This is a genomic window from Tardiphaga sp. (assembly GCF_025356345.1).
Lineage (GTDB): Bacteria > Pseudomonadota > Alphaproteobacteria > Rhizobiales > Xanthobacteraceae > Tardiphaga.
In genome coordinates this window covers 1-11,618 of the sequence record NZ_JANXTC010000230.1, presented here as the reverse complement: position 1 = coordinate 11,618, position 11,618 = coordinate 1, and the positions used below count along the sequence as shown (strand labels likewise).

The 11,618-nt window shown below is 61.4% G+C and carries 14 protein-coding genes and 1 pseudogene; 11 read left to right on the top strand and 4 right to left on the bottom strand.

All coding sequences use genetic code 11. The features are described 5' to 3' along the window. The first annotated feature begins 58 nt into the window (after positions 1-58). Positions 59-340 (top strand): translation initiation factor IF-1, encoded by a 282-nt coding sequence (gene infA, locus Q0S16_RS14000; protein WP_011474121.1) that lies wholly within the window; start codon positions 59-61, stop codon positions 338-340. Between the two features lie 288 nt (positions 341-628). Then, on the top strand, positions 629-841 hold the full coding sequence (locus Q0S16_RS13995; protein WP_011474122.1) for a cold-shock protein: 213 nt from the start codon (positions 629-631) through the stop codon (positions 839-841). A 301-nt stretch (positions 842-1,142) separates the two neighbouring features. On the opposite strand, the gene Q0S16_RS13990 is transcribed toward Q0S16_RS13995, so the two are convergent. The 4 genes from Q0S16_RS13990 to Q0S16_RS13975 all read right to left on the bottom strand — a co-directional run bounded on the left by Q0S16_RS13990 (position 1,143) and on the right by Q0S16_RS13975 (position 4,131). Then, the gene (locus Q0S16_RS13990; protein ID WP_295849205.1) at positions 1,143-1,754 is read right to left on the bottom strand and encodes a pilus assembly protein; all 612 of its coding nucleotides are present in this window, start codon (positions 1,752-1,754) and stop codon (positions 1,143-1,145) included. An 11-nt stretch (positions 1,755-1,765) separates the two neighbouring features. Next, complete coding sequence (locus Q0S16_RS13985) at positions 1,766-2,299, bottom strand: pilus assembly protein (protein WP_295849203.1); 534 nt, start codon at positions 2,297-2,299, stop codon at positions 1,766-1,768. Positions 2,300-2,462: 163 nt separating this feature from the next. Further along, positions 2,463-2,963, bottom strand: a complete 501-nt coding sequence (locus Q0S16_RS13980) for a pilus assembly protein N-terminal domain-containing protein (protein WP_295849201.1) — start codon at positions 2,961-2,963, stop codon at positions 2,463-2,465. Positions 2,964-3,303: 340 nt separating this feature from the next. Continuing rightward, positions 3,304-4,131, bottom strand: coding sequence for a sterol desaturase family protein (locus Q0S16_RS13975; protein WP_295849196.1), 828 nt, complete (start codon positions 4,129-4,131; stop codon positions 3,304-3,306). Positions 4,132-4,409: 278 nt separating this feature from the next. Here Q0S16_RS13975 and Q0S16_RS13970 point away from each other — a divergent pair, with 278 nt between their 5' ends. The 9 genes and pseudogenes from Q0S16_RS13970 to Q0S16_RS13930 all read left to right on the top strand — a co-directional run. Continuing rightward, on the top strand, positions 4,410-4,574 hold the full coding sequence (locus Q0S16_RS13970) for a Flp family type IVb pilin (protein ID WP_295849194.1): 165 nt from the start codon (positions 4,410-4,412) through the stop codon (positions 4,572-4,574). Positions 4,575-4,681: 107 nt separating this feature from the next. Beyond that, a complete protein-coding gene (locus Q0S16_RS13965) occupies positions 4,682-4,825 on the top strand; it encodes a hypothetical protein (protein ID WP_295849193.1) in 144 nt (47 codons plus the stop codon). Between the two features lie 76 nt (positions 4,826-4,901). Beyond that, positions 4,902-5,426 (top strand): prepilin peptidase, encoded by a 525-nt coding sequence (locus tag Q0S16_RS13960; RefSeq protein ID WP_295849192.1) that lies wholly within the window; start codon positions 4,902-4,904, stop codon positions 5,424-5,426. A gap of 120 nt (positions 5,427-5,546) precedes the next feature. Next, on the top strand, positions 5,547-6,341 hold the full coding sequence (gene cpaB, locus Q0S16_RS13955; RefSeq protein ID WP_295849191.1) for a Flp pilus assembly protein CpaB: 795 nt from the start codon (positions 5,547-5,549) through the stop codon (positions 6,339-6,341). A 26-nt stretch (positions 6,342-6,367) separates the two neighbouring features. Then, positions 6,368-7,819, top strand: a complete 1,452-nt coding sequence (locus tag Q0S16_RS13950) for a type II and III secretion system protein family protein (RefSeq protein WP_295849190.1) — start codon at positions 6,368-6,370, stop codon at positions 7,817-7,819. A gap of 20 nt (positions 7,820-7,839) precedes the next feature. After that, positions 7,840-8,580 (top strand): CpaD family pilus assembly protein, encoded by a 741-nt coding sequence (locus Q0S16_RS13945; protein ID WP_295849188.1) that lies wholly within the window; start codon positions 7,840-7,842, stop codon positions 8,578-8,580. Beyond that, positions 8,577-9,845 carry an AAA family ATPase gene (locus Q0S16_RS13940; RefSeq protein WP_295849186.1) on the top strand — a complete coding sequence of 423 codons (1,269 nt, stop codon included), beginning with the start codon at positions 8,577-8,579 and terminating at the stop codon, positions 9,843-9,845. The genes Q0S16_RS13945 and Q0S16_RS13940 overlap by 4 nt, the downstream gene beginning before the upstream one ends. A gap of 21 nt (positions 9,846-9,866) precedes the next feature. Next, on the top strand, positions 9,867-11,324 hold the full coding sequence (locus tag Q0S16_RS13935; protein WP_295849184.1) for a CpaF family protein: 1,458 nt from the start codon (positions 9,867-9,869) through the stop codon (positions 11,322-11,324). A 10-nt stretch (positions 11,325-11,334) separates the two neighbouring features. Then, a pseudogene (locus Q0S16_RS13930) lies at positions 11,335-11,618 on the top strand (pilus assembly protein); the annotation flags it as partial.

Sequence of the window (11,618 nt, the reverse complement as noted above, 5' to 3'; positions counted from 1 at the left end):
CCAACCCAATCGTACCCACCGACCGCAGCGCTAAGCCTCGATCGATCTGGAGATAAACATGGCCAAAGAAGAGCTGATCCAGTTCGAAGGACTGGTGACTGAAATCCTTCCGGATGCGCGCTACCGCGTGCAGCTGGACGCGGGACATGAAATCGTTGCCTACACCGCGGGCAAGATGAAAAAGAACCGCATCAAAACCCTGGCAGGCGATCGCGTGACGATCGAGATGTCGCCCTACGATCTCGAAAAGGGCCGGCTGATCTTCCGTCATAAGGACGAACGCCCCGGCGGCGGCCCCCCACGTGGCGCCCCGCCGCGCGGCCAGTTCCGTCGCCGCTGACACGCGACGACCGGCTTGCACCGCACAACGATTGAACCGCGCGCGACATGCAAGTTGCGCGCGGCGGCGAAGCTGTAGACTACTGTTCGTGCACTATCAAAAAAACGTGCGCGTCAGGATTGTCTTAGATACCGGCTTCGCTTAACATGAGCTAATCGATTTTCGGCCGGACGACATTATCTATCCCCCGGTACAGCCGGTCTAGACTGACGACCCTTCCAAAAATTCGATATCACCAGCCCGTATGAACGCGGGCTACTACTATATTATTGAGAAGGGACTACCCCCGTGAGCATGGGAACTGTGAAGTGGTTTAACGCGACCAAGGGCTTCGGCTTCATTCAGCCGGATGACGGCGGCAATGACGTGTTCGTGCACATCAGCGCCGTCGAGCGTGCCGGCCTTGGCACCCTGCGTGAAGGCCAGAAGATCAGCTACGAAATCGTTGCCGATCGTCGCTCTGGCAAGTCTTCGGCCGACAATCTCCGCGCCGCCGGCTAAACGGAATTCTGTCGGCACAAGCTGACGGGTTTCATCGACCGCAATACGAAAGGCCGCGCTTCCGAGCGCGGCCTTTTTGTCATCGGAGCCCCCAGCGGACCGGACCGGTTTAGGGCGTAAACGGTGACGGATTGAACCGAGCCGCGCTTGATCCGGACGCGATGCCGCCCAAAGCGCAGTTTCGCAGGGCCGGTTCATCGCCACCGCCAGCGCTTGGTAGGGCCCGCTCCGCGGAGCACCACGCCCAAGGCGGCGTGATGCATCGCGTCGGGGACACGGTTCAACGATTCCCAATCAGGCTCTAGCTGATCTGGGCAGTGCAGGCGGTCGCAGGCGAATAGATCACGCAGGTCGACAACCTCGGGCGGGTATAGGTCGTCTCGATGAGGGTGACACCCGCCTTTGGCATCACATAGCCGATCACCGGCGTGTACACATACTTCACCTCGGACAGGATTAGATACTGGTTGGGCAGCACGACGTTGGAAGAGTCGCGACCAATCAGGCCGGTCGGCACGGTGACAGAAGAGCCATAGCCTCGCAGCGCACCACCCTTGCTCCATTGCACCTTGCCGAGACCCGACGCGGGATCAATGTAGACTTGGCTGATCGTGGCGGTCAGCGGCGCGGTCGCATAGGGCGTCAGCATCGCATTGCCGATGATGAAAAAATTGGCGATGTCGGTATCGGTCACCGACATATATCGCGATGGCAGGTCAGACAGCGACTGCGCGATCATCGTCACTTTGCGATCGATGCCAAGACCGGATGATACGTCGATCATGCCGAAAAACATCAGCATCATCAGCGGCACGATCATCGCAAACTCGACCGCGGCGATACCGCGATCGTCGCGTTGCCACCGCGCGAGCACAAGCCGAAGGCGAACCGGGAATCTAGAGATGCTGCGCATAATCCTGTTTCTCACTGCGGACGAATCGCTGTAGCCGCCGCCAGCAACCGCTTGCTGTTGATGGTGCCGCGCTGGACATCGGCGATGTTGTAGCCGAGCCCGGTCACGAACAACGGCCACTGATAAAATGCGCGGACGACAACCGTGCTGCTGACATCGCCCGCCGACGGTAACTGCACAACGCAACTATAGGTGCCCGAGGAATCCACCACGCTGGGAAGTACCACGGCCGCGCCAGCGGCGAAGGTCCGGACGTCGAGGCAAAGCTTGGTCGGACTACAGTCCATCAGCGTATTGACGCTGCTGCAAAGGTCAGCGTTCAGACTCGTTTGCGTGACCGTCTGGCTGGTATAAAATTGGCGGGCGCCATTCTGCACGCCGGTCTCCAGCACCTGCCCGGCAAAGAAGACCATTCCGGTTTCGATAATCGCGAAGATGAGCGCGAAGAAGACCGGTGCAATCAGCGCGAATTCAACAGCCGCCGATCCCTTGCGATTACGCCGAAACAGCCGGACGGTGGTTCCGTTGATGGATGGTATCGACATCAGCAGCCTCTTGCAGGCAGGGAATTAACTACCGCAAATCTACGCCAAACAGGTTGTCGAAGTGTTTCGGTAATTAGGTACGAATTGGTTCGCCAGCTTAAACCCGCTCTAACCATGATGGTTATCGCAACCCGTGATTGGCGCGCGAAAACCGTCTAATGGCTCAATTATTGGCCTTGCCCGCGGCGCCCGAGGCCTGACCACTGAGCGAGCCCGCCTGGCCCATGGTCGCCGAGAAGAATGCGTCGCTATCGCCCAGCGTCACGCGGCGCTGGCAGACTGGCGAGCAACTGTAGGATTCCCGATCAACGCCGCGATAGATGGTGACCACCTTGTCAATGGGGCCCTCCACCTGGATGATGCGGTCCATCAAAATAGCGCCGCCGCGGTCCATCGCGATCACGTTAGTGGCGCCGTACCCCTTGCCGGTGACGATCACGATCCCCCCGGGCTGCAGCGTTACATCCGCGATCAGGGGATTACCGACCACGATAGTCGCGATCCGCTCCGGAAATTTGACGAGCTTGGCCTGGTCGACATTGACGGCGATCAAGTCGTCCATGGGCGCGGAATATCCCGACGCAGGACAGAGTAGGACCACGGCTGCGAACGAGCGGGCCAAAAACGAAACGCGCACGCGGGTGCGCCGAAACTGAAGCGACATGATGTACTCCGGGACGATACAAGCCGACAAAAGCAGATACGCAGCGGTGCCGGCGCCCGACGTGGCAAATATGGGATTAATTGATGAAGGAACTGGAAACGGGCGCTAGATCAGTAGTGTCATGTACCACTATCGTCACATCCATAATGGTGTTCCGGAAGCGGTGCATCGCACCTCCGCGAGGAGGCGTAGCGCACCGCGGAGCCGGGACCTGAAAATCTCCGGTCTTTGACAAGGTCCCCGCTCCGCGGAGCGGCACGAGCCGCGTGAAGCTCCGCTTTGCCAGGCCGCACCACGTCCGGGCAAAATCATATTCGTCTCACCCCTGACGGATCAGACTCTATTGCTTGAACGGATAGGCCAGCTGCCCGCTGAATTCAGTCGGCAATGGCTCGCCGTCGACGCCGTAATGATCCGGCAGCTCGCCGGCTGGCATCCGGAACGTCCCGAACAGAATGTCCCAGACCGGAAAGGTGCCAGCGAAGTTGGTGTTGCCGCCGCGCTCCTGCGAGGTGTGGTGCCAGCGATGGAATACGGGGGTCGCCAGCACATAGCGCAACGGGCCAAGCGTCCAGTTCAGGTTGGCGTGTACGAAGGCCGAGTGGAAGGTGGTGAAGGGACCAACCCACAGCATGATGTTCGGGGAGACGCCGGCCATTAGCAGCACCACGTCAACCGCCACCGTGCCGAGGAACAGATTGACCGGATGAAAGCGGGCCGCGGAGATCCACTCTATCTCTTCTGAGGAATGATGGATGGCGTGATATTTCCAGAAGCCACCGCCATGAAACATGCGATGTAGCCAATACAGCATGAAGTCGGATGCGACCAGGAAGAAGACCGCCTGCGCCCACAACGGCATTTCCGAAAGCGGACCGTGACCATTGTCGTAAAATGCGATCAGTTCATCGGCGCCGTGAATGTTGAAGACGAGCGCCGCGCCGAGCACCAGAAGCCCGATCCGGACCACGCGGGTGACCAGCGGTACGAAGAACCAGTAGCAGATGTCGGTGACGAGCTCGGCCTTGCGCCACCACGGCTTACCAGGATTGCATGACCAGAAATAGGACAGCACTGAGAATATCAGCGCCAGCACCAACGTGATCGGAACCACCTTGGCGATGGTTTGACCAAACATATCAAGAATTTCCATCGGCAAATTATTCATGACAGCCTCATATCTCAAAGATGCCAGCGTTACCGCCTCACACTTAAGGACCGATGAATTGCATGTTTGGAATATGTCGCCGACGGTCACATCGCCGTCAACGGCGCTCTTAAGTAGATGTTTACCGTGCTCGAAAGAGCGAAAACTGCATACGAGTTTATGCAATCGAATTAACCGCGCTGCAATTGTCGCACCCTACGTTGATGCCATGGTCACGGTGCTGAGAACGCCGGTGAGACCAGAGCTAGTTTCGACAGCCACGCGTTGGAGTTTATATTATGAAGAATCTTGTTTCCCGCTTTGTCAAAGACGAGTCCGGCGCTACCGCGATTGAATACGGCCTCATCGCCGCCGGTATCTCGCTCGCTATCATCGCTGCGGTTAACGGCCTCGGCACCACGCTGAACAGCAAGTTCGGTCAGATCAACACCTCGCTGAAGTAAGCGATTGTTTCTCTGCATAAGGGGCTCCGGTCATGCCGGGGCCCTTTTTTGTTTCCGGCCCGCGATCACATCACGGGGCAGTTGTCATTTCCGCAAGGCACGTGACTATGAGTGACCTTTCCGCCGGGCGTAGCGCCGCGCGAAAACCGCCGGTCAACGGTATTACCGGCAGCGAACCCGCCGGGGTCGTCTGCGCCGCCCTGCTGCTGGCACTGGCGCTGCTGATTTTCCGGATATGTGCCAGCCTGTGAAGAATACGCCGTTTTCCGAATATTCATTTCTTCCGACTAGTTTTGGCGTCGTCGCCGCAACGGGCCTGTAAAGCCAATGATCCTCGACATCGTTCGCCTGCTGCTTTTTCCAGCGCTGATGGCTTTCGCGGCCGCAAGCGACTTGTTCACGATGACTATTTCCAACCGTGTTTCGCTGTTGCTGATCGCGGGCTTTGCCGTGCTGGCGCTGTTCAGCGGCATGGGACTTCATGACTTCATGACCCATGCCGGGGCCGGCCTCGCCGTGCTCACGGTCGCGTTCGCCTGTTTTGCATTTGGATGGGTGGGCGGCGGAGATGCCAAGGTCGCGGCGGCCGCCGGCCTGTGGTTCGGTTTCGGACATTTGCTCGATTACCTCATCTATGCCTCGCTGTTCGGCGGCGCGCTAACGCTGCTGTTGCTGCAATTCAGGCAGTGGCCGCTGCCTTACGCGCTGGTTGGACAGACCTGGCTGCTGCGTTTGCATCACAAGGAAACCGGAATTCCATATGGCATCGCGCTCGCGCTCGGCGCGCTCGTCGTTTATCCGGAAACCGACTGGATCAAGGCTGTCGATCTCGCGCGCTTCGCGCTGCCCTGACGCCTGATCACCGCATTAAGGTGATTTAGATACCGCTCATTAACCATGCTTTGACGAATAGCTGTTCAACTCCCGTTACAGCGGCGGCAACGTCGCAGCGTAATGTGGAAAGTGAAGCGTATGAACACCGCACGCATTGTGGTCCTCGCCATCGCAGTCGGCGCCGGCGGCGTCGCGCTGTATCTGGCCAGCAGCTCGGACCAGGGCCCGCCGCCTGCGGCGCCTATCGTGCAGCTCCCGACGATGGAAGTTCTGGTCGCCAAGGCCGATATCGCGCTGGGGCAATCGCTTGCCGCGGGCGATGTACAGTGGCAGTCGTGGCCCGTGTCGGCGGCGAGCGCCAATGTCATCCGCCGCAGCGAGCGTCCCGAAGCGGCCACCCAGATCGCGGGCTCAATCGCCCGCTCGCCCTTCATCGCCGGCGAGCCAATTCGCGAGCCAAAACTGGTTCGCACCAATGGCTCAGGCTTCATGGCGGCGGTGCTGCCGGCAGGTATGCGCGCGGTCTCGACCGAAATTTCACCTGAAACCGGCGCAGGCGGATTTATTCTGCCCAACGACCGCGTCGATGTCATTCTGTCCAAGCGCGAAAAAAGCACCGACCGCGGCGGCGGCACCGACGTCGTCAATTCCGAAGTGATTTTGAGCAATATCCGCGTGCTGGCGATCGACCAGGCCCCGAAGGAAAAAGACGGTCAGAACACCGTCATCGGCAAGACCGCGACGCTCGAGCTCAAGCCCGAGCAGGCCGAGATGCTGGCGCGGTCGCGACAGACCGGCACACTCTCGCTGGCGTTGCGCGCGCTGGTCGACGCCAACGCGCCGGAAATTCAGAGCGAAGACCGCAACGCCAAGCGCGACAGCATCAACGTGGTTCGCTACGGCGTGCCGACGACGACAACGACGCAGAAGTGACCATGAGGACGCAGGCAATGAGGCGCATGACTAGCAGCGGATCGATGCGGACCTTCCTGGTCCGCGCGCTGTCATTTACGGCGGTCGCCGCATTGACCATCAACCCAGCGTTGACGCCGGTGCTGGCGGCGGACCGCGCCATGGCGCCGGTGTCCGCCGATGGCCAGATGGGCGCGCGCTTCCTCGCCCTCGGCATCGGCAAGTCGATCGTCATCGACCTGCCGCGCGACATCAAGGATGTGCTGGTCGCCGACCCGAAGATCGCCAATGCGGTGGTACGTTCGGCGCAGCGCGCCTACATCATCGGCGCCACCGTCGGCCAAACCAACATCGTGTTCTTCGACGCCAATGGCCAGCAGATCGCGGCCTACGACATCGCGGTGACCCGTGACCTTAACGGTGCCCGGGCGATCCTGAAGCAGACCCTGCCCAATGCCGACATTCGCATCGAGGGCGTCGGCGATGCCATCATGCTGTCCGGTTCGGTGGCGAGTCCGATCGAGGCGCAACAGGCCGGTGATATTGCCACGCGGCTGGCCGGTGGTCCCGACAAGGTTATCAATACCATCTCGGTGCGCGGTCGCGATCAGGTGCTGCTCAAGGTCACCGTCGCCGAAGTATCGCGCAGCATCGTCAAGCAGCTCGGCATCGATCTCAGTGCCAGCATGACCTACGGCACCTCGGTGGTGAAATTCAACAACACTAACCCTTTCGGGGCTTTGGGCCGTCCGCTTACCGATAGCAGCACCGTTGGCACGTTCGGCGGCGGCTCGATTCCGTCGGTGACGGCGACGCTGCGCGCCATGGAAGGCGCCGGCATCGTGCGAACGCTGGCCGAGCCGAACCTGACGGCCATCTCGGGGGAATCGGCGACGTTTCTCGCCGGCGGCGAATTTCCGATCCCGACGGGTGTGACCTGTCAGACCACCGCGGCCGGCTCCGTCGGACAGTGCGCGCCATCGATTTCGTTCAAGAAATTCGGCATCTCGCTGAACTTTACGCCGGTCGTCCTCACCGAAGGCCGCATCAGCCTGAAGGTGATGACGGAAGTTTCGGAAATCTCCACCGACAATTCGATCAGCATCAGCGGAATTTCGGTTCCTTCGGTCAAGGTCCGGCGCGCCGATACCACGCTGGAAATCCCATCCGGCGGCGCCATGGCGATGGCCGGCCTGATCCAGGAACAGACCAAGCTGTCCGTCAACGGCCTGCCGGGACTTTCCCAGCTGCCGGTGCTCGGCACGCTGTTTCGCAGTCGCGATTATGTCAACAATCAGACCGAACTGATGGTGATCGTGACGCCGTTCATTGTCCGGGCCGTTGCCGAGAAGGATCTGTCGCGCCCGGATGACGGCTTTGCCGCCGCCTCCGATCCGCAGGCCGACCTGCTGGGCAGCATCAACCGGATCTACGGCGCTCCGAACCGCCCCGCACCAAGCAACAATTACCGCGGCACCTACGGCTTCATTACGGACTGATGCGGGACAAGGATCGAACCATGACCAATCATTCACCCGCTCACCCGATACGAAGCCTGCGCCTCGCGTTGGCGCTTGCCGGTATTACGCTGGCGCTCGGCGCCTGTACCCACTCCAATCGCGAAGCGGTGACCGCCAGCATTCCCGACGATTACCGTCTCCGCCATCCGATCGTGATCCAGGAGTCGAGCCGGACCACCGAGATCTTCGTCGGCTCGTCGCGCGGCGGCCTCACCGCCACCCAGCGCGCCGACGTCGCCGGCCTCGGCCAGACCTGGCTGCGCGACGGTACCGGCAGCATCATCGCCGAGGTCCCGGTCAATACGCCGAACGCCCACGCGGCCGCCGACTCGCTGCGCGAAGTCCAGTCGATCCTCGCCGCGCTGGGCGTTCCGCCACGCGGTGTCGTCGTCCGTCAATATCGGCCCGAGGATCCCCGCCTGTTCGCTACCATCCGGCTAAAATATCCGCGCATTGTCGCCGATGCCGGTCCGTGCGGCACCTGGCCGGATGATCTTGGACCATCGATCAAGAACAAGGGCTACGTCGACAACAAGCCGTACTGGAATTTCGGCTGCGCCAACCAGCACAACCTGGCCGCGATGATCGACAATCCATCGGATCTGGTGCAGCCGCGGCCGGAGACGCCAGCCTATACGGCGCGACGCAACGCCGCGTTCGAGAAGTATCGCAAGGGTACCACAACCGCCACGACCTATCCGGAAGCCGACAAGGCTAAACTCAGTGATGTAGGCAAATGATCAGTTACGCGCGTCAGACGGCAGAAGATCCAGCCGCCACGGCCTCGTCAGCCACGGATGAACATATCGCACCGGCGCCCCGTGTATCGGTGCAGGCCTTTTGCGAATCCGTGGAAACGGCGGCGGCCGTGCAGTCAGCGGCCGAGGATCGCCGGCTCGACAAGGCTCATATCAAGGTGCAGATGGGCGGCATGGCAGCCGCTACCGAAGCCTATCGCTCGGCGCCGACGCCAAACGTCATCATTCTGGAAACCGAACCGCGTACCGACATTCTTGCCGGTCTCGACCAACTCGCCACGGTGTGCGACGCCGGCACCCGCGTCGTGGTGATCGGCAAGGTCAACGACGTCACGCTGTACCGCGAATTGGTGCGGCGCGGCGTCAGCGACTATGTGATCGCGCCCGTCTCCACCATCGACGTGGTACGCTCGATCTGCGGATTGTTCTCCGCGCCGGAAGCCAAGGCGGTCGGCCGCATCATCGCCGTGGTGGGTGCCAAGGGCGGCGTCGGCGCCTCGACGATCGCTCATAACGTTGCCTGGGCGATCGCCCGCGACCTCGCGCTGGACTCGGTGGTCGCCGACCTCGATCTCGCCTTCGGTACCGCGGGCCTGGATTACAACCAGGATCCCCCGCAGGGCATCGCCGACGCGGTGTTCTCGCCGGACCGCGTCGACACCGCCTTCATCGACCGGTTGCTGTCGAAATGCACCGACCACCTCAGCCTGCTGGCCGCGCCGGCGACGCTGGAACGGGTCTATGATTTTGGCGCGGAAGCGTTCGATTCGATCTTCGACACGCTGCGCGCGACCATGCCGTGCATCGTGCTCGACGTTCCGCACCAATGGTCGGGCTGGACCAGGCGGGCACTGATCGGCGCCGACGACATTCTGATCGTGGCGGCGCCTGACCTTGCCAATCTGCGCAACACCAAGAACATGTACGACCTGATCAAGGCGGCGCGACCGAACGATCGCGCGCCGTTGTATTGCCTCAACCAGGTGGGCGTGCCGAAACGGCCGGAGATCAGTTCGAGCGAATTCGCCAAGGCGATCGAATGCCCGCCGCTGGCGTCGATTCCGTTCGATCCGCAGATGTTCGGCTCCGCTGCCAACAACGGTCAGATGATCGCGGAAATCAACGCCAACCATCGCACCACGGAGATCTTCCTGCAGATCGCACAACGGCTGACAGGCCGCGGCGAAACCAAGAAGCCAAAGGCCTCCTTCCTGTCGCCATTTCTCGAGAAGCTGCGGTCCAAGTAAGACACCGCAGGGAGTAACGTCGTGTTCGGTAAGCGTAGCGGAGCAGATATTGAGATGCGGGCCACCATGCCCGCCAACGGGCCGGAACCATCTTCCGGCACGACGCTTTCGAGCGCTGCCCCGACGGTATCGTCGCCGCCGCTGGCCCCCGCCAAGTCGGCGGCGCCGGCACCGACGGCCGCCGAACGGCGCTCGGACACCTATTACCAGGTCAAGGCGACGATCTTCGGCGCGTTGATCGAGGCCATCGATCTGACGCAGCTCGCCAAGCTCGACGGCGAATCCGCGCGCGAGGAAATCCGCGACATCGTCAATGAGATCATCGCGATCAAGAACATCGTGATGTCGATTGCCGAGCAGGAAGAACTGCTCGACGATATCTGCAACGACGTGCTCGGCTACGGCCCGCTGGAGCCGTTGCTGTCGCGCGACGACATCTCCGATATCATGGTCAACGGCGCCGGCACGGTGTTCATCGAAGTCGCGGGCCGGATCCAGAAGACCGGAATTCGCTTCCGTGACAACCAGCAACTGCTGAACATCTGCCAGCGCATCGTCAGCCAGGTCGGCCGCCGCGTCGATGAATCCTCTCCGATCTGCGACGCCCGCCTCGCCGACGGCTCACGCGTCAACGCCATCGTGCCACCGCTGGCGATCGACGGCCCGGCGCTGACCATTCGAAAATTCAAGAAGGACAAGCTGACGCTCGACCAACTGATCAAGTTTGGCGCGATTTCGCCGGAAGGCGCCACCATCCTGCAGATCATCGGCCGCTGCCGCGCCAACGTCCTGATCTCCGGCGGTACCGGCTCTGGCAAGACCACGCTGCTGAACTGTCTGACGCAATACATCGACGACGACGAGCGTATTATCACCTGCGAAGACGCCGCTGAACTGCAACTTCAGCAGCCCCATGTGGTGCGGCTGGAAACCCGGCCACCCAACATCGAGGGCGAAGGCCAGGTGACGATGCGCGAACTGGTGCGCAACTGCCTGCGTATGCGGCCTGAACGCATCATTGTCGGCGAAGTCCGCGGACCCGAAGCCTTCGATCTGTTGCAGGCCATGAACACCGGCCATGACGGCTCGATGGGCACGCTGCACGCCAACAACCCGCGCGAGGCGCTGTCGCGCTGCGAATCCATGATCACGATGGGCGGCTTCTCGCTGCCGTCGCGAACCATCCGTGAAATGATCTGCGCGTCGATCGACGTCGTGGTGCAGGCCGCGCGGCTGCGCGACGGCTCGCGCCGCATCACCCACATCACCGAGGTGATGGGCATGGAAGGCGACACCATCATTACCCAGGATCTGTTCATCTACGACATGGTCGGCGAGGATGCCAACGGCAACATTATCGGTCGGCACCGCTCAACCGGTATCGGCCGGCCGCGGTTCTGGGATCGTGCACGCTATTATGGCGAAGAAAAGCGCCTCGCAGCGGCACTCGATGCCGCCGAAATCGTCGAAGTCAACTGAGGAGCGACCGATGAATATGCAGGCGCTCGCTTTGGCCTTTCTCGCCTTCACCGCCGTCGGCGGGGTGGCCTGGGTCTTTATCTATCCGATGCTTTCCGGCGAACGAAAGGCCGATCAACGTCGCGCTTCGGTCGCGCGCTCCGAACCGGTAGCGCGTCCGACCGACCGGTCGCAACGCTCGCGCCGCGAGCAGGTCGAGAGTTCGTTGAAGGAAGTGGAGGCGCGCCGCCAGAAGGCCAAGAAAGTCGCGCTGGCGATCCGGATTTCGCAGGCCGGGCTGGACTGGAGCGACCA